This window comes from Nonomuraea sp. NPDC001831 (assembly GCF_042892035.1).
Classification (GTDB): Bacteria; Actinomycetota; Actinomycetes; order Streptosporangiales; family Streptosporangiaceae; genus Nonomuraea.
The window spans coordinates 990,869-1,007,821 of the sequence record NZ_JBIATU010000001.1 but is presented as its reverse complement, the minus strand read 5'-3'; the positions used below and the strand labels follow the sequence as shown (position 1 = coordinate 1,007,821).

15 protein-coding genes are annotated in these 16,953 nt (G+C 73.7%); 8 read left to right on the top strand and 7 right to left on the bottom strand.

The genetic code is table 11. The features are described 5' to 3' along the window. Positions 1-120: 120 nt before the first annotated feature. The 6 genes from ureC to ACFYYW_RS04355 all read left to right on the top strand — a co-directional run bounded on the left by ureC (position 121) and on the right by ACFYYW_RS04355 (position 6,307). A complete protein-coding gene (gene ureC / locus ACFYYW_RS04380) occupies positions 121-1,845 on the top strand; it encodes an urease subunit alpha (protein ID WP_387644948.1) in 1,725 nt (574 codons plus the stop codon). Then, positions 1,842-2,513, top strand: a complete 672-nt coding sequence (locus tag ACFYYW_RS04375) for an urease accessory protein UreF (protein ID WP_387644946.1) — start codon at positions 1,842-1,844, stop codon at positions 2,511-2,513. The genes ureC and ACFYYW_RS04375 overlap by 4 nt, the downstream gene beginning before the upstream one ends. 53 nt (positions 2,514-2,566) lie before the next feature. Next, on the top strand, positions 2,567-3,244 hold the full coding sequence (ureG, locus tag ACFYYW_RS04370; protein WP_387644944.1) for an urease accessory protein UreG: 678 nt from the start codon (positions 2,567-2,569) through the stop codon (positions 3,242-3,244). After that, complete coding sequence (locus ACFYYW_RS04365) at positions 3,226-4,167, top strand: urease accessory protein UreD (protein ID WP_387644941.1); 942 nt, start codon at positions 3,226-3,228, stop codon at positions 4,165-4,167. Before ureG ends, ACFYYW_RS04365 begins: the two co-directional genes overlap by 19 nt. Before the next feature lie 76 nt (positions 4,168-4,243). Continuing rightward, positions 4,244-4,843 (top strand): TetR/AcrR family transcriptional regulator, encoded by a 600-nt coding sequence (locus ACFYYW_RS04360; protein WP_352330623.1) that lies wholly within the window; start codon positions 4,244-4,246, stop codon positions 4,841-4,843. Positions 4,844-4,900: 57 nt separating this feature from the next. Next, on the top strand, positions 4,901-6,307 hold the full coding sequence (locus ACFYYW_RS04355) for an MFS transporter (RefSeq protein ID WP_387644939.1): 1,407 nt from the start codon (positions 4,901-4,903) through the stop codon (positions 6,305-6,307). On the opposite strand, the gene ACFYYW_RS04350 is transcribed toward ACFYYW_RS04355, so the two are convergent. Further along, positions 6,297-7,526 (bottom strand): cytochrome P450, encoded by a 1,230-nt coding sequence (locus tag ACFYYW_RS04350; protein WP_387644936.1) that lies wholly within the window; start codon positions 7,524-7,526, stop codon positions 6,297-6,299. The two genes, ACFYYW_RS04355 and ACFYYW_RS04350, sit on opposite strands and share 11 nt — an antisense overlap. A gap of 136 nt (positions 7,527-7,662) precedes the next feature. Between ACFYYW_RS04350 and ACFYYW_RS04345 the strand changes: the two genes are divergently transcribed. Then, a complete protein-coding gene (locus tag ACFYYW_RS04345) occupies positions 7,663-9,042 on the top strand; it encodes an FG-GAP and VCBS repeat-containing protein (protein WP_387644933.1) in 1,380 nt (459 codons plus the stop codon). Here the strand turns inward: ACFYYW_RS04345 and ACFYYW_RS04340 are convergent. The 6 genes from ACFYYW_RS04340 to ACFYYW_RS04315 are packed head-to-tail and all read right to left on the bottom strand — an operon-like array spanning position 9,027 to position 14,864. Next, positions 9,027-10,505, bottom strand: coding sequence for a sensor histidine kinase (locus ACFYYW_RS04340; RefSeq protein WP_387644931.1), 1,479 nt, complete (start codon positions 10,503-10,505; stop codon positions 9,027-9,029). The two genes, ACFYYW_RS04345 and ACFYYW_RS04340, sit on opposite strands and share 16 nt — an antisense overlap. Continuing rightward, on the bottom strand, positions 10,502-11,194 hold the full coding sequence (locus ACFYYW_RS04335; protein WP_352330355.1) for a response regulator transcription factor: 693 nt from the start codon (positions 11,192-11,194) through the stop codon (positions 10,502-10,504). The genes ACFYYW_RS04340 and ACFYYW_RS04335 overlap by 4 nt, the downstream gene beginning before the upstream one ends. Next, positions 11,191-11,772, bottom strand: a complete 582-nt coding sequence (locus ACFYYW_RS04330; protein ID WP_387644928.1) for a hypothetical protein — start codon at positions 11,770-11,772, stop codon at positions 11,191-11,193. Before ACFYYW_RS04330 ends, ACFYYW_RS04335 begins: the two co-directional genes overlap by 4 nt. A 5-nt stretch (positions 11,773-11,777) precedes the next feature. Beyond that, positions 11,778-13,037 carry an ABC transporter permease gene (locus ACFYYW_RS04325; RefSeq protein ID WP_387644926.1) on the bottom strand — a complete coding sequence of 420 codons (1,260 nt, stop codon included), beginning with the start codon at positions 13,035-13,037 and terminating at the stop codon, positions 11,778-11,780. Next, positions 13,024-13,779, bottom strand: a complete 756-nt coding sequence (locus tag ACFYYW_RS04320; protein WP_387644923.1) for an ABC transporter ATP-binding protein — start codon at positions 13,777-13,779, stop codon at positions 13,024-13,026. The genes ACFYYW_RS04325 and ACFYYW_RS04320 overlap by 14 nt, the downstream gene beginning before the upstream one ends. After that, positions 13,776-14,864: an efflux RND transporter periplasmic adaptor subunit gene (locus tag ACFYYW_RS04315; RefSeq protein ID WP_387644921.1), complete on the bottom strand. Its 1,089-nt coding sequence runs from the start codon at positions 14,862-14,864 to the stop codon at positions 13,776-13,778. Before ACFYYW_RS04315 ends, ACFYYW_RS04320 begins: the two co-directional genes overlap by 4 nt. 176 nt (positions 14,865-15,040) lie before the next feature. Between ACFYYW_RS04315 and ACFYYW_RS04310 the strand changes: the two genes are divergently transcribed. Continuing rightward, a complete protein-coding gene (locus tag ACFYYW_RS04310; protein ID WP_387644919.1) occupies positions 15,041-16,861 on the top strand; it encodes an efflux RND transporter periplasmic adaptor subunit in 1,821 nt (606 codons plus the stop codon). Positions 16,862-16,953: the final 92 nt, after the last annotated feature.

Sequence of the window (16,953 nt, the reverse complement as noted above, 5' to 3'; positions counted from 1 at the left end):
CCGCCCCCAAGGAACCCGCCGCCAAGAAGGCCGCCCCCAAGGAACCGGCGGCCAAGGAACCGGCCGCCAAGCAGCCGGCGGCCAAGAAGCCGGCCGCCAGGAAGAAGAAGGCCTGAGCCGATGAGCACCATGAACCGCAAGCAGTACGTCGCCATGTTCGGCCCGACCGTGGGCGACCGGGTGCGGCTGGCCGACACCAACCTGGTGATCGAGATCGAGAAGGACCACACGGCCGGCTTCTACGGCGACGAGGCCGTCTACGGCGGCGGCAAGACCGCCCGCGACGGCATGGCGGCCGACCCGGGCTCGCAGAACGCCACGATCGCGCTCGACCTGGTGATCACCAACGCGGTCGTGCTGGACCCGGTGCTCGGCGTCGTCAAGGGCGACATCGGCATCAAGGACGGGCGGATCGTCGGGATCGGCAAGGCGGGCAACCCGCACACCCAGAACGGCGTGGACCGCCGCCTGGTGATCGGCGCCGGGACCGAGGTGCTGGCGGGCGAGAACATGATCGCCACGCCGGGGGCGATCGACCCGCACGTGCACCTGATCGCGCCGCAGCAGGCCGAGGCCGCGCTCACCAACGGCATCACGACGCTGATCGGCGGCGGCACCGGCCCCACCGACGGCACCCGCGGCACCACCTGCACGCCCGGCCCGTGGAACATCGGCCGCATGTTGCAGGCCGTCGAGGCGCTGCCGGTGAACATCGGCATCATGGCCAAGGGCAACGGCAGCCTGCCGGCCGCGCTGGCCGAGCAGATCGAGGCCGGGGCGTGCGCGCTGAAGGTGCACGAGGACTGGGGCTCCACCCCGGCGGTGGTGGACTGCGCGCTGCGCATCGCCGACGAGTACGACGTCCAGGTGGCGCTGCACGCCGACAGCCTCAACGAGGCCGGCTACCTGGAGGACACGATCAGCGCCATCGACGGCCGGGCGATCCACACCTTCCACACCGAGGGCGCGGGCGGCGGTCACGCGCCGGACATGATCCGCATCGCCGGCGAGCCGAACGCGCTGCCGTCCTCGACGAACCCGACGCTGCCGTACACCATCAACTCGGCCGACGAGCTGCTGGACATGGTGATGGTCTGCCACCACCTCAACCACGACATCCCCGAGGACGTCTCCTTCGCCGACAGCCGGGTGCGGGTGGAGACCATCGCGGCCGAGACCGTGCTGCAGGACATGGGCGTGATCAGCATGTTCTCCTCCGACTCCCAGGCGATGGGCCGGATCGGGGAGACCTTCACCCGCGCCTTCCAGACCGCCCACCACTGCAAGGACCAGCGCGGCCGGCTGCCGGAGGACTCCGAGCGCAACGACAACGCGCGGGTGCTGCGCTACCTGGCCAAGCTGACCATCAACCCGGCCCGGACGACCGGCATCGCCGAGCACGTCGGCTCGCTGGAGGACGGCAAGCTGGCCGACGTCGTGCTGTGGCCGTTCACGTCGTTCGCGGCCAAGCCGGCGCTGGTGGTCAAGGGCGGCCTGATCAACTGGTCGCAGATGGGCGACCCGAACGCCTCGCTGCCCACGCCGCAGCCGGTCTACTACCGGCCGATGTTCGGCGCGATGGGGATGGCACAGCGCAAGAGCAGCGTGACGTTCCTGCCGGACGCCGCCATCGCCGCCGGCGTGCCGGAGCGGCTGGGCCTGCAACGGCTGATCGCCAAGGTGCGCCACACCAGGACGGTGGACAAGCGGCACATGATCCGCAACAACGCGCTGCCGCGGATCACCGTGGACCCCGAGACGTACAAGGTCACGGTGGACGGCGAGCACGCGACCATCGCGCCGGCCCGGGAGCTGCCGCTGAACCACCTGTTCTTCCTGGCATGAGCCTGCTCGCCCAGCTCCAGCTCACCGACTCGGCCTTCCCCGGCGGCCTCTACACGCTCTCGCACGGCCTGGAGGCGTACGCGCAGGCCGGGCCGGTGGACGTCGCCGCGCTGCTGGAGGACCTGCTGCTGCACGCGGCGGGGCCCGGCGACGCCACCGCCCTGGTCCTGACCCACCGGGCGGTGGCGGCCGGCGACTGGGACGCGGTGACCGAGGTGGACCGGCGGCTGCACGCCGTCAAGCTCGGCCGGGAGATCCGGGCCGCCGCCACCAGGACCGGCAACCAGGTCCTGCGCACGGCCGTCCTGGTCTTCGCGACGCCGGCGCTGGCCCGCCTGTCGGAGCTGGTGGAGTCCAGGGTCACGCCCGGCAACCACGCCGTCGTGCTGGGCACGGCCTACGCCGGGCTCGGCGTCCGGGAGGCCGACGCGGTGACCGGCGACCTGTACGCGTTCGCCGCGAGCTGGGTCAGCGCCGCCGTACGGCTGCGCCTGCTGGACTTCCGCCAGGCCCAGGCCACCCTGCACGGCGCGGCCGGCGCGATCGGGCGGGCCGCCGGGCACGCCCTGGCCGCCCGCGGCCCGCTCGACCTGCACGCCGCCACGCCGCTCGCGGACACGATGAGCGCCGCCCACGAACGGGCCGAGGCCCGGCTGTTCACCACCTGACAAGGGAACGGCCGGGGCCCGGCTGTTCACCGCCTGAGAAGGGAAGCGTCCCGATGCATCACCACCACCCGCACCCCGTCGTGAACGTGCCGGCGGGCACCGCCATGGACCGCGTCTTCAAGATCGGCATCGGCGGCCCGGTCGGCTCCGGCAAGACCGCCCTCATCGAGGCGCTGGTGCCGGTGCTGCTCGACCGGGGGCGCAGCGTGGCCGTCGTCACCAACGACATCTACACCCAGGAGGACGCCCAGCACGTCCGGCGCACCCTGGACGGCCTGCTGGCCCCCGAGCGGGTCGTGGGCGTCGAGACCGGCTCCTGCCCGCACACCGCCGTGCGCGACGACCCGACGATGAACCTGGCCGCCGGGGCCGAGCTGCTGGAGCGCTTCCCCGACATCGACACGCTGCTGTTCGAGAGCGGCGGCGACAACCTGACGCTCACCTTCAGCCCCGTCCTGGCCGACGTCTACGTCTTCGTCCTGGACACCGGCGAGGGGGACAAGATGCCGCGCAAGCGGGGCCCCGGCATCACCGACTCGGACCTGCTGGTCATCAACAAGATCGACATCGCGCCGTACGTGCGGGCCGACCTGGAGGTCATGGCGCGCGACGCCGACCGGGTCCGCGACGGGCGGCCGGTCGTGCTCACCGACGCCCTGCGGGGCACCGGCGTGGCCGAGGTGGCCGACTTCGTCCTCAGCGGGGCGCCGGCGTGCTCGCCGGCCCGGTAGACCGGCTGGCCGCCGGCCACTACACGATCGACTCGGTCCCGGCGGACGTGGCCCGGCACGCCGACGTGCCCGACACCCTGCCGGTGGGCAGCCCGGGCAAGGTCGGCGTGCTGGAGCTGGCGTTCGAGCGGCGGGGCGGGCGCACCGAGCTGACCGGCCACTTCCAGAAGGCGCCGCTGCAGATCATGCGGCCGCACTACTACGACCCGGCCCGGCCCGACCTGCCGTACGTGATGGTGATGTCCACCGGCGGCGGCGTGCTCCAGGGCGACCGCCACCGGCTCGACGTCGCCTGCGGCGCGGGCGCGTCCGTGCACGTCACCACGCAGGCGGCCACCAAGCTCTACCGGATGGAGCAGGACTACGCCACCCAGCTCGTCACGCTCACCGCCGGGCCGGACGGCTACCTGGAGTACCTGCCGGACCCGGTGATCCCCTTCGCCGGGTCCCGGTTCTACCAGCGCACCCTGGTGAGCGCCGGGCCCGGGGCCACGGTGATCCTCGGGGAGACCGTGCTGGCCGGGCGGCTGGCCCGGGGCGAGCGGCACGCCTACACCGCGTACTGCACCGACCTGGACGTCCGCGACGCCGGCGGCCGGCTGCTGTTCGCCGACCCGCTCAGGCTCGTGCCGGAGCGGGCCCCGGTCACCGGCCCGGCGATGTTCGGCGAGCACGGCGTCCTGTCCACCCTGTACGTGATCACCTCCGCCGTGCCCGCGGACGAGCTGGCCGGGGCGCTGCACGAGGTGGCGGCGGGCAGCGGGCTGCCCGGCGGGGCCAGCACGCTGCCGAACGGGGCGGGCGCCTGGGTCAGGCTGCTCGGGCCGGAGTCGCCGCCCGTCCTCGCCGCCCTGGAACGCCTGTGGGACGTCGCCCGGCGCGCGGTCATCGGGCAGCCGGCCCCGGACCGGCGCAAACCCTGAGCCCGGCCCGCGGCGGCGCGGGGTCCCGGGGGACGGTCCCGGGTGCGCCGGCGGCGATCCGGCCTACCATGGGCCTATGCCCCGCATCTCGGCCGCCACGATCGGCGAGCATCGCGCCCAGACGCGCGACCGCATCCTGCAGGCCGTCTCGCGCCTGTCCAGGGCCCAGGGCATCGACGCCATCTCCCTGACGGACGTGGCCCACGAGGCCGGCATCACCCGCACGGTCCTGTACAACTACTTCCCCGACAAGGCCGCGCTGCTGCTGGCCTTCACCGAGCGCGTCACCAGCTACTTCATCGAGAGTTACGAGCGGGAGCTGCCCGAGCACGCCTCGCCCGCCGACCGGTTGCGGGCCTTCGTCCGGCTGCAGCTCGCGGGGCTGCTCGCCCACCCCCACCCGGGCGCGGCCGACCTCGGCGCGGCGCTCGGGCCCGACGCCTACCAGCAGCTCGCCGAGCACGTCGCGCCCATGCAGCGGGTGCTGGTGGAGATCCTCGACGACGGCGTGCGGGCGGGCGACTTCCAGGTGCCCGAGGTGGGCGCGACGGCGCGGATGGTGCTGGCCGTCATCGGGGCCGAGCGGGTGCCGCTGATCAGCGGCGAGGTCACGGTCGAGACGGCCGAGCAGGCCGTGTCCGGTTTCGTGCTCCGGGCTCTCGGCGCCCGCCCGTAGGGGCCGAACGCCGGGGTGGCCGCCGGAGCCGGTCCGGGACGGTGACAAGATTGTCGGATGGGACAGAACGGTCACATCCAGGTGAAGTCGGCGCGCGGGCGGTGGATCCTCGGCGCGACCGTGCTCGGCTCCGGGCTGGCCCTGCTCGACAGCACCGTGGTCAACGTCGCGCTGCCGTTCCTCGGCAAGGAGCTGCACGCGGCCATGGACGGCCTGCAGTGGACCGTCAACGCCTACACCCTCACCCTGGCGGGCCTGATCCTGCTGGGCGGCTCGCTCGGCGACCGCTACGGGCGGCGCAAGATCTTCCTGATCGGCACGGTGTGGTTCGCCGTGGCCTCGGCGCTGTGCGGCCTGTCGCCGAACATCGAGTTCCTGGTGGCGGCGCGCGCGTTGCAGGGCGTCGGCGGCGCGCTGCTCACCCCGGGGTCGCTGGCCATCATCCAGGCGTCGTTCGTCAGGCAGGACCGGCCGCGGGCCGTCGGCGTCTGGTCCGGGCTGGGCGGCGTGGCCAGCGCGATCGGGCCGCTGCTGGGCGGCTGGCTGGTGCAGACGGCGGGCTGGCGGTGGGCGTTCCTGATCAACCTGCCGTTCGCGCTGATCGTGGTGCTGGTGACGCTGCGGCACGTGCCGGAGAGCCGCGACGAGCAGGCAGCCGGGCGGTTCGACGTGCTGGGCTCGCTGCTGGCCGCGCTGGCGCTGGCCGGGATCACGTACGGGCTGATCGAGAAGGGCGCCCCGGTGCCGCTGATCGTGGGGGCGCTGCTCGGGGCGGCGTTCGTGGTGACCGAGCGGCGCAGGTCGCCGCAGGCGCTGGTGCCGGTCGCCATCTTCAGGAACCACGTCTTCACGGCGGTCAACGTCGTCACGCTCATCATGTACGCCGCCATGGGCGTGGTGTTCTTCCTGCTGGTGATCCAGCTCCAGGTGGTGTCCGGGTTCTCGCCGATCGCGGCCGGGCTGTCGATGTTGCCGACCACGATCCTGATGATGCTGCTGTCGTCGCGGGCCGGGGAGACGGCCCGGCGGCTCGGGCCGCGCTGGCCGATGACGATCGGGATCCTGCTGGCGGGGGCCGGGTTCGTGCTGATGAGCATGATCGGCCCGCACGCCTCCTACCCGCTGCTGGTGCTGCCCGCGGTGACCGTCTTCGGGCTCGGCCTGTCGGCGGCCGTCGCGCCGCTGACCGCGACGGTGCTGGCCACCGCCGACGAGCGCTACGCCGGCACGGCCAGCGGCGTCAACAACGCCGTGGCCCGCACCGGGAGCCTGCTGGCGGTGGCCGCCGTGCCGCCGCTGGTGGGCCTGGTGGGCGACGCGTTCGAGAACCCGCCGGTGTTCGACGCCGGGTTCCGGGCGGCCATGCTGATCAGCGCCGCCATGATGGCCGTCGCCGCGGCCGTCACGTTCCTCACCATCAGGACGAACGTGCTGGCCGGGGAGCCGGAGACGGCTAGTACGTGAACGCCTGACTGCGCACGCTGTTGTCGAAGTTCGACAGCAGCAGCTCGGGCTCGCCGACCGAGCGCACGCCGGGCAGCCGGGTCAGCAACTCCCGGAACATCGTGCGCATCTCCTGCCTGGCCAGGTTGGCGCCGAGGCAGAAGTGCGGGCCCGGCCCGCCGAACCCGACGTGGGGCTTGGTGTCGCGGGTGATGTCGAAGGTGTCGGGGTCGGGGAAGACCGACTCGTCGCGGTTGGCCGAGCCGTAGAACAGCACGACCTTGTCGCCCTGCTTCAGCTCCAGCCCGCGCAGCGTGTAGTCCTCGGTGACCGTGCGGCGGAACTGCATGATGGGCGAGACGTAGCGGACCATCTCCTCGATCGCGCCGTTGATGTGGGCGTCGAAGTCGGAGGTCAGCAGCTCGCGCTGGGCCGGGTTCTCGGTGAGCAGCCGGATGCCGTGGGCCATGGTGTTGCGGGCGGTCTCGTTGCCGGCCACCAGCAGCAGCGAGAAGAACGAGCCCAGTTCCTTGTCGGTCAGCTTCTCGCCGTCGGGGTTGGCGTTGACCAGGAGCGAGACCAGGTCGCCCTTGGGCTCGGCGACGCGCTCGTGGCCGAGCTTGATGACCATGCGCTGCAGGGCCAGCAGGGCCAGCATGTTCTGGCCGGCCATCTGGACGCTGCGGGCCAGGCTGGGCCGCACGCCGGTGTAGGCGGTGGAGATGTCGACGTGCTGGTGGACCTTGGCGCGCAGCTCCTGCGGGATGTCGAGCATGTCGCAGATGACGTGGATGGGAAGCTTGGCGGCCACCTGCGTGACGAAGTCGCGCGGGCCCTCCTTGACGACGTCGTCGACGATGCGGGCGCAGGCGGCCTCGATGTCGTTCTGGAGCCCGGCCAGCATCTTCGGGCTGAACGAGCGCGTCACGATGCGGCGCAGGCGGGCGTGGCGGGGGTCGTCCATGTTCACCATGGACTCGCCGAACACCTGCTTGACCCAGCCCGGCGGCTCGGGGTTGGTGACGGCGGGCTCGCTGGAGAAGATCTTGGCGTTGCGGCTGGCCTCGACGACGTCCGCGTGCCGGACGAGGGCGTAGAAGCCCTTGCCGGAGCGGAGGAAGGGCACCTTCTTCTCCGGGAAGAACACCGGGTGCTCCAGTTGCCGGAGCCGGGCGAAGGCCTCATTCCGCTCTTTGAGCGGTTTGCGCCAGAAGTCCAGATCAGCGAGGTCGATGTCCACCCGTCTATCCTGGCACGCTCCCACGCCCCGGCGGACGGGCCGAAAGTCCCTTCCGAAGCGGATGTGCATCGTGCCCTCCTGGCCCGTTCTCGTGGCGTTAAGTCCGGGTTCGACCTGGACGGAGATGACTGTCGGTATGAACGCGTTGCTCGCCGTCTGCCTGGTCGCTCCCCTCGTGTCCGGTGCCGCACCCGCCGCCGCACCCGGATGCGGCGGGCACCCTCTCGACTTCGACGGCGACGGCCGCGCCGACATCGCCGTCGCCGCTCCCTACGACGACTCCAGGGCCGGTTCGGTGACCGTCATGTACGGCTCCGGCCGGACCGTCAGGCTCACCCAGCCCGGCGCCGAACCCGGGGACGCCTTCGGCTCGGCGCTGGCCGTCGGCGACTTCGACGGCGACCGCTGCGCCGACCTGGCGGTCGGGGTGTCGGAGGAGTTCGCCGGCAAGCGGGTCCCCGGCGCGGACGGCAACGGGGTCGTGCAGATCTTCGACGGCTCCCCCGCCGGGCTGGTCGCCGGCGAGGAACTGGCCCCGGTCCGGCGGGGCAGCGACCGGTTCGGCGCCGCGCTGGCGGCGGGCGACTTCGACGGCGACGGCCGCGACGAGCTGGCCGTGGGCTCGCCGAGCCACGCCTCCGGCGGCGCGGTCACCGTCTACGGGCTGAAGGGCCGCAAGGCGTACCAGATCACCCAGAAGACGTCGTGGGTGCGGCAGCCGGCGAACGTCACCGACCAGTGGGGCGCGGCGCTGGCGGCCGGCGACTTCGACGGCGACGGCCGCGACGAGCTGGCCGTCGGCGCGCCCGCCGACAGCGTGCGCCTGGACGGCCAGGGGTCAGTGACCGTGCTGGACCCGCGCGCCCGCCGGGCCCGGCTGCTCACGCAGAGCTCGCCGGGGATCGCCGGCGCTGCGGAGAAGTGGGACGCCTTCGGCGCGGCCCTGGCCACCGGCGACTTCAACGGCGACGGCCGCGACGACCTGGCGATCGGCGTCCCCGGCGAGGGCCTCAGCGAGAACCAGCGGGCCATGGACTACGGCGACGGCACCGTGGACGTCCTGTACGGCTCGCGCGCCGGCCTGCGCACCCACGGCAGCGAGGCGTGGTCGCAACGCTCGCTGAAGGGCGAGCCGCGCTACTACGACCGGTTCGGCGCGGCCCTGGCCGCCGGCGACTTCACCGGCGACGGCAACAACGAGCTGGCCATCGGCGTGCCCGGCGAGCACGCCGTCCAGGTGCTCCAGGGGCGCGCGTCGGGCGGCCTGACCCGGAAGGGGAACCTGCTGGTCAAGGGCAGGGGCCGCGACTTCGGCGCCGCGCTGGCCACGCTGCCCGGCGGCGGCGGCCGCTACCGCGCGCTGACCGCCGGCCGCCCCCTGGACGGGCTCCTGGTCGCCGCCCCCGACCAGGGCCTGGTCATGTTCGCCCCCGGCGTCCGCGAGACGGGCCTGCGCCTGGGCCGCCTCCGCCAGGTCTCCCAGGGCACCGGCCTGTACGGCTACACCTTCGGCTGAGCGCCCGCCGGGCTGCCGGCGGGCGGCAGGAGCACGCGGAACAGGGCGCCCCGGCCCGGCTCCCCCTCGGCCATGATGACGCCGCCGTGCGCCTCCACCAGCGTCGCCGCGATCGACAGCCCCAGCCCGGCCCCGCCCACCCCGCGCGCCGGATCGGCCCGGTAGAACCGCTCGAACACCCGCTCGGCCACCGCCGGCGGGAACCCCGGGCCCTCGTCGGCCACCTCCATCACGGCCCGCTCGCCGTCCACCCCGACGCGCACCTCGAACGGCGTCCCGGGCGGCGTGTGCTGCAGCGCGTTGCTCACCAGGTTCCCGACCACCTGGCCGAGCCGCGACTCGTCGCCGGTCACCAGCACCTCGCCCTCGCCGCCGTCCAGGCGGACCAGCTCGATCCGCCGGTCGGGGGCGAGCGTCTGGGCGTCGATCACGGCGGTCGCGGCCAGGCTGAGCAGGTCCACCGGCCGCCGCGCCAGCTCCCGCCGCTGGTCCAGCCTGGCCAGCAGCAGCATGTCCTCCACCAGCAGGCCCATGCGCGCGGCCTGCCCCTCGATCCGGCTCAGCAGCCGCTCGGCCTCGGCCAGGTCCTTCTCCTTCCCCAGCCGGAACAGCTCGGCGAACCCCCTGATCGAGGTGAGCGGCGTGCGCAGCTCGTGCGAGGCGTCGGCCATGAACCGGCGCATGACCTCCTCCGAACGCCGCGCCGCCGTCGCCGACTCGCGCGCCGACTCCGCCGCCGCCTCCCGCTCGCGCACCGCCGACTCGATCTGGGCGAGCATGCCGTTGAGCGAGCGGCCCAGCTTGCCGACCTCGGTGGTGCTCGCCCACATCGGCACCCGGCGCGACAGGTCGCCGCCCGCGATGTCCTTGGCGGTGCGGCCGATCTCGCGCAGCGGGCGCAGGCTCCGCCGTACCAGCCAGTAGCAGGCGACGCCCAGCACGGCCAGCGTGCCGCCGCCGGCGAAGGCCACGATGAGGGCGAGCCGGGCCACCGTGCCCTCGACGTCGCCGAGGCTGATGGCGATCACCCGGCTGACGCCGTCGCGGCCCGGGACGGCGACCACCCGCCAGTCCGGCCCGCCGGCCGCACGGGACTCGACGGTGAACGGCCGCCCGCCGCGCGCGGCGACGTCCGCGCCGGTCAGCCGGGGCAGCCTGGGCGTGTGCTCCTCGGTGGACTCGCTCATCACCCGTACGGTGGCGCCGCCCGCGTCCACCAGCACCGAGTGGAACAGCCCGAAGAACCGCTGCGGCTGCCGCCCGGCCGGCCACGCCTCGGGCGGCGGCGGCAGGTCGCGCGGCGCGGCGGCCGCCACCAGCTGCCGGTCCACCCGCTCGACCAGGTATCCGCGCAGCAGCCGCACGGCGAACAGGCCGGTGACCGTGATGGCGAGCGTGACCAGCAGCAGCGTGGCCGAGACCAGGCGCAGCCAGAGCGGGGCGCGGGCGAGGTGCTTCCTCATAGGCGCGGCGGGCGCAGGATGTAGCCGACCCCGCGCAGCGTGTGCAGGTACTTCCGGTCGCCGGTGTCGATCTTGCGCCGCAGGTACGACACGTACGACTCCACCAGGCCCACGTCGGTGCGCCAGTCGCCGTTCCAGACGTGGTCGAGGATCTGCGTCTTGGACAGCACCCGGCCGACGTTCAGCATGAAGTAGCGCAGCAGCCGGAACTCCGTCGGCGACAGCCGCACCGGGACGCCGTCGCGCCAGACCTCGTGGCTCTCCTCGTCCAGCTCCAGGTCGGCGACGCTCAGCCGGTGGGGCGGCGGCGCGCCCCTGCGGGTCCTGCGCAGCACCGCCCGGATCCGGGCGATGACCTCCTCCAGGCTGAACGGCTTGGTCACGTAGTCCTCGCCGAGCCCGAGGCCGGTGATCCGGTCCTCCGGCGTGTCCTTGGCGGTCACGAACAGCACCGGGACCCGGCGGCCGCGGGACCGCAGCCTTCCCGCGACCGCCAGGCCGTCGATGTCGGGCAGCATCACGTCGAGCATCACCAGGTCGGGCGTGCTCTCCTCAGCCACCCGCAGCGCCTCCCGCCCGTCGGCGGCGGTCAGCACCTCGAACCCGGCCATGCGCAGGCCGGCCGAGAACAGCTCCCTGATGTTGGGCTCGTCGTCGACCACCAGCAGCCTGGCCTCGGGCTGGTTCATCGCGGGCCCCCTCCCGGCATGCCCTGGGCGCCCTGGGTGATCGCGGTCGCGGTGACCGAGCCGTCCCCGGACTGCTGTCCGCGCACCACGACCGTGGTGCCGGCCGCCAGGTCGGCGACCTTGCCGGGCCTGGAGATCTGGACCGTGGTCTGGTCGCTGGTGGTGACCGTCACCGTGGCGCCGTCCATGGTCCTGACGTAGATCTTGTCGCCGTCGACCTTCTCGACGGTGCCGACCGTGCCGCCGCCCATGCGCTGCCCGAACCCGCCGTTCTGGGCGCCGTTCTGGGCGCCGTTCTGGGCGCCGTTCTGGGCGCCGTTGCCGCGCTGGCCGTAGCCGCCGGCGGGGAACTGGCCGTCCGAACGCCGGAGCTGCGCGGCGGACGGCGCGGCGTCGGACGTGCCGAACAGCTTGCCCGCCTGGATCCCGATGAGCACGCCCGCCACCAGCAGCACCCCGGCGGCCAGCCCGAGCGTCAGCTTCGAGACGCCCCCGCGTGGCCGGACGGCGAGCTCCTCCCCCAGGTCGTCGGGGAAGGGCGAGGAGTCGAGCCGGTCCATGTCTGTCTCCTTACTCATGCCGCCTACTCGTGCCGCAGGGCCTGGATCGGCCGGAGCTTGGCCGCCCTGTTGGCGGGATAACTGCCGAAGAACAGCCCGATCCCCACCGACACGCCGAGCGCCAGCGCGACGGACGACGGCACGAGGACCGGCTCGATGCCGGCCACGGTGAACCGGGTGCCGACGAAGGCCACCAGCACCCCGAGCAGCCCGCCGACCAGGCTGAGCAGGGTGGCCTCCATCAGGAACTGGCCCAGGATCGCGCCGCGCGGCGCGCCGATCGCCTTGCGGATGCCGATCTCCCGGGTCCGCTCGGTCACGGTGACCAGCATGATGTTGGTGATGCCGATGCCGCCCACCAGCAGCGAGATCGCCGCCACCGCCCCGAGCAGCACGGTGAACGTGCCGGTGGCCTCGCTCACCGTCTCCTGCAGGGTGGCCTGGTTGAGTATCCGGTAGTCGGGGTTGCCGTCGGTGATGCCGTGCCGCTGGTTGAGGACGGCGGTCACCTCCGACTGCGCCGCCGTGGTGGCCTCGGCCCCGGTGGCCTGCACGACGATCGAGTCCAGCGAGCCGAACCCGCTCAGGCTCTGCTGCACGGCGGGCAGCGGCGCCACGGCCACGTCGTCGGCGTCCTGCATGCCGGTGGAGCCGCTCTCCTTGAGCACCCCGACCACCGTGAACGGCACCCCGGACACGCTGACCTGCCGGCCGATCGGGTCCACCGCGCCGAACAGCTCTTCCACCACCGTCCGGCCGAGCACCACGACCTTCCTGGCGGCCAGCACGTCGTCGTTGAAGAAGTACGTGCCCTCGGCCACCGGCTTGTTCATGGCCTCGAAGTAGCTGGGGTAGGTGCCGACGAACTGCGCGATCGTGTGGCTGGCGGCGCCGTACGCGGCGGTGGCGGAGTTCGCGCCGACCACCGGCGAGACGGACCTGACCGACGGCGCGAGCGTCCGGTCGGTGAGCGCCTTGGCGTCGGCCAGGCTGAGCTGCCTGGCCTGCGTGCGCGGCCCGGTGTTGCCGCCGCCACCGCCCGGGGCGCGCCCGCCGAAGCCGCCCCCGCCGCCACCGCCCGAGAAGGACGAGGAGATCGTCAGCGTGTTGGCGCCGAGGCGCTGGATGTTCTTCTGGATGCTCTGCGAGGAGCCCTCGCCGACCGCCACCAGCAGGATGACCGCGGCGACGCCGATGAGGATGCCCAGCGTGGTCAGGGCGCTGCGCATCTTGTTGGCCAGCAGGCCGCGCAGCGCGAAGCGGAGGATCTCAAGCTGGTTCACTGGCCGCCGTCCTCGGGGGTGGTCCGTCGACCGGCGCCTGGCGGCGGTCCTCCACGATCTCGCCGTCCACCAGCCGGATCACCCGTTTGGCGTGCGCGGCCACGTCGTCCTCGTGGGTGATGAGCACGATCGTGCGCCCGGACGCGCTGAGCCGGTCGAGGATCTGCAGCACGTCGCGGGTGGAGGCGGTGTCCAGGTTGCCGGTGGGCTCGTCGGCCAGCAGCAGCGCGGGCGCGGTGACCAGCGCCCTGGCCACGGCCACGCGCTGCTGCTGGCCGCCGGACAGCTGGTTCGGCTCGTGCCGCACCCGGTCGGTCAGCCCCACCTGCTCCAGCGCGGCCAGGGCGCGCGAGCGCCGCTCGGCCGGGCCGACGCCGCCGTACACCAGCGGCAGCTCGACGTTGGCCAGCGCGCTCATGCGCGGGATCAGGTTGAAGGACTGGAAGACGAACCCCACCCTGCGGTTGCGCAGGACCGCGAGCTGGTGCTCGGCCAGCCGTCCCACGTCCGCGCCGTCGATCTGGTACGTGCCGGAGGTGGGGACGTCGAGGCAGCCGAGGATGTTCATCAGGGTGGACTTGCCGGAGCCGGAGGCGCCCATGATGGCGACGTAGTCGCCGCGCTCGACGTCCAGGCTGACGCCGCGCAGGGCGTGGACCTTGGCGTCGCCCTCGCCGTACTCCTTGACCAGGTCCCTCACCCGCAGGACGGGGGCCGCCGTCGCGGTGGCGGGGGCCGTCATCGCCCGCCGCCCGGCATGCCGCCGCCGCCCGGGAAGCCGCCGCCGAACCCGCCGCGCTGGCTGGTGCCCTGCGTGCCGGTCGCGGGCGGCACGAGCTGGTCGCCCTCGGACACCCCCGACCTGATCTCGGTGAGCGCCGTGCCCCGGACGCCGACCTCGACCTGGGTCCTGACCTGGCGGCCGTCCCTGAGCAGGGTGACCGTGGTCTGGCCGCCGCTGGTGGAGACCGCCGTGGAGGGGACGGTGACGACGTTCTCCGCCCGGCCGACGACGACCTCGACGGTGGCGGTCTGGCCCAGCCTGACCTTGGCGGGCACCTTGGTGAAGGTGACCGTGACCGGGTACTGGACGACGTTGTTGCTGGTGGAGGCGACCGGCTGGATCTGGGTGACCTTGCCGTCGGCGGTCACCCCCGGCAGGGCGTCGAAGGTGACGGTGGCCTTCTGGCCCTGTTCGAGCTTGCCGACGTCGGACTCGGTGAAGGTGCCCACGAGCTGGAGCCGTCCGGTGTCGGCCAGGTCGACGAACCCGCCCGTGTTGTTGCCGTTGCCGCTGCTCTGGGTCTGGCCCTGGGACTGGGACTGGCTCTGGTTTCCGCCCGAGCCGGAGGCGGTGCCGCCGACGGATCCGTTCACCGCCGTGACCGTGCCCTTGAACGGGGCCCGCAGGACGGTGGCCGCGACCGTGCGCTCGGCCTCGCGGTAGGCGTTGCGCGCCTTGACGTAGGAGGCGTAGAGCGCGGCCGTGCCGGTGCCCTCGTCGATCGCGCTCTGGTACGTGGCCTTGGCCGCCGACAGGCTCTCCTGCGCGGCGGAGTCGTCCAGCCTGGCCAGGATGTCGCCCTTGTCGACCTTGTCCCCTGCCTTGACGTAGATGCGCTCGACCGTGCCGCTCGTGCCGAACGACAGGGACCTGGTCCTGGAGCTGGCCACCGCGCCCGACGCCGACACCGACGCGGACACCGAGCCGCGGCTCGCCGTCACCGTGCGCACGGCCGTCTCGCCGGCCGCGCGGTCCGTGCCGAGCTGGACGTAGGCGAGCGTGGCCCCGCCCAGCAGGAGCACGCCCAGCGCTCCGTTGGTCATCAGCGCTCTGCGCCTTGTCGACACCTTCACAGCCGGTGACACTTGCACACCAGCCTGCGCCGCAGCCGTGACGGAGCTGAACGTTCGCTGACAACCCGGGCCAGGGCGGGGTCACACAGCGAACTCTCAGGCTGCTCGCAGGCTGCCGTGAAGCTGGTCGGCCAGGATGGGCCGCCATGAGACCGACTTTCGCGCTGGGCGGGCTCGCCCTGGCCGTGCTCGTCGCCGGGTCGGGCCTGGCGCTGGCACTCCGCGACGACGACCCGCCCGCCGTCCGGGTACGGCTCGCCGCCGCCCAGCGGGGCCCGGTCACGGCCCTGGTCAGCGCCGCCGGGAACACCGTGGACGGGGCCCGCCGTGACCTGGCGTTCGGCTCGTCCGGCCCGGTGACCAAGGTGTACGTCAAGGTCGGGACCAAGGTGACCAAGGGCCAGGTGCTGGCCAGGATCGACGGGCGGGCCGCCCGCGAGGCGTACGCAGCCGCCAAGGCCGACCTCTCCGCCGCCCAAGAAGCCCTCACCACCGCCACCACCACCCCAACCGAACCCACCGGCACCGGAACCACGGGGAGCACCGCCGACCAGGACACGCCGAACGCCGCCGCCTGCCGCACCCCGTCGGCCTCTTCGAAGCCCACGCCGCCGGTCACTGCGAGGCCCACCTCGACCACCGGCGGCACGGGCCCCGCCACCTCTCCGGCCCCGGACACCACCGCCGCCACTCCCGGCGCCACTCCCGGTGCCGCCGTTCCGGGTGCGGCGGGCGGCCCTGGCGCGGCCGTCGGGGGAGGTTCGGCGGGCGAAGGCGTCGTCGGCCCGGCCGGCCCGCCCGCGACCACTCCCCCCGCCACCGCCACGCCTACCGACGCCCCCGCCGCCAAGGCGAGCAAGGCCGTCACCCCCGCCTCCACGCGGCCCTCGGACGCCTCCCCGGCCCACAGCAGGCCCCCGACCGCGCGCCCCACCCCCACTCACGAGCCCTCCGAGCCCCAGCCCACCGTGACGGTCACCGCGACCGCCACAGTGACGGCCACGGTGACCGTGACGGCGACCCCGCCCGGCGGCGGCACTCCCGGCGGAGGCACTCCTGGAGGCGGCCACACCTCCACTCCCGGCACACCGTCGAACCCCGGCGAAACCTCCGCGCCGGGCGGCCCGTCCACCCCCGAGCCGTCCGCCACGGCCAGGCCCTCGACCACCGCGCCCCCGTCCCCAACCGCCAGGACCACCGCCAGGCCGCACGCCACGGCCTCCGCCCGTCCCACCGGCTCCTGCTCCCCCGGCACGACCTCGCGAGGCACCACCAGGACCGCCACCACCCCCAAGGACGGCGCCGCCAGGGGCGGGATCACCGAGGACCAGGCCGCCGCGAACGTGGACCGCGCCGAAGCCGCCCTGGAGGAGGCCGCCGACGCCGTGCGCGCCACCCGCATCGTGGCCCCCACCTCCGGCACCGTCCTGTCGGTGGCGGGCCGGGTCGGCGACACGGCCGGCACCGGCACCTTCATCAGCCTCGGCAACCTGAACGAGCTCCAGGTCCAGGCCATGGTCACCGAGTCCGATGTCAACCGGCTGAAACTCGGCCAGCAGGCCGCCATCACCCTCGCCACCCGCCCTGGCGAGCGCCACGGCGGCACGGTCACCGCGATCGCCCCGACCGCCACCGTCGAGGACCGGCTGGTCCGCTACTCCGTCACCCTGGCCTTCGACGAGCCGCCCGCCGGGCTCATGCTCGGCCAGACCGCCACGGTGTCGGTGACGACCGCCGAGGCCAAGGACGCGATCTACGTCCCGGCCGCCGCCGTCCGCAGCCGTTCCGACGGCGCCCAGGTGGTCACCGTGCGCGCGGGCGGGCACGACGCCGCCAAGGTGGTCGGCACCGGCGTCCGCGGCGACCAGTACGTCCAGATCACCTCAGGTCTGGACGAACGCGACCAGGTCGTCATGTCCGGCACCACCACCGGCGAGTTCCCCGACGGGACCTGGCCCGGCGCCTGACCACCCGCCCGCGCCTCCCAGCCGGCCCTCAGCCCGCTCCCAGCGAACCTTCAGCGAACGAGGACCGCGCTCCCGCAGGTCCCCGGCCGACG

Excerpts from the sequence above, each read along its gene's own strand:
- ureC (WP_387644948.1), top strand. The coding sequence starts at position 121 with ATGAGCACCATGAACCGCAAGCAGTACGTCGCCATGTTCGGCCCGACC.
- ACFYYW_RS04375 (WP_387644946.1), top strand. The coding sequence starts at position 1,842 with ATGAGCCTGCTCGCCCAGCTCCAGCTCACCGACTCGGCCTTCCCCGGC.
- ureG (WP_387644944.1), top strand. The coding sequence starts at position 2,567 with ATGCATCACCACCACCCGCACCCCGTCGTGAACGTGCCGGCGGGCACC.
- ACFYYW_RS04360 (WP_352330623.1), top strand. The coding sequence starts at position 4,244 with ATGCCCCGCATCTCGGCCGCCACGATCGGCGAGCATCGCGCCCAGACG.
- ACFYYW_RS04355 (WP_387644939.1), top strand. The coding sequence starts at position 4,901 with ATGGGACAGAACGGTCACATCCAGGTGAAGTCGGCGCGCGGGCGGTGG.
- ACFYYW_RS04345 (WP_387644933.1), top strand. The coding sequence starts at position 7,663 with ATGAACGCGTTGCTCGCCGTCTGCCTGGTCGCTCCCCTCGTGTCCGGT.
- ACFYYW_RS04340 (WP_387644931.1), bottom strand. The coding sequence starts at position 10,505 with ATGAGGAAGCACCTCGCCCGCGCCCCGCTCTGGCTGCGCCTGGTCTCG.
- ACFYYW_RS04335 (WP_352330355.1), bottom strand. The coding sequence starts at position 11,194 with ATGAACCAGCCCGAGGCCAGGCTGCTGGTGGTCGACGACGAGCCCAAC.
- ACFYYW_RS04330 (WP_387644928.1), bottom strand. The coding sequence starts at position 11,772 with ATGAGTAAGGAGACAGACATGGACCGGCTCGACTCCTCGCCCTTCCCC.
- ACFYYW_RS04320 (WP_387644923.1), bottom strand. The coding sequence starts at position 13,779 with ATGACGGCCCCCGCCACCGCGACGGCGGCCCCCGTCCTGCGGGTGAGG.
- ACFYYW_RS04315 (WP_387644921.1), bottom strand. The coding sequence starts at position 14,864 with ATGACCAACGGAGCGCTGGGCGTGCTCCTGCTGGGCGGGGCCACGCTC.
- ACFYYW_RS04310 (WP_387644919.1), top strand. The coding sequence starts at position 15,041 with ATGAGACCGACTTTCGCGCTGGGCGGGCTCGCCCTGGCCGTGCTCGTC.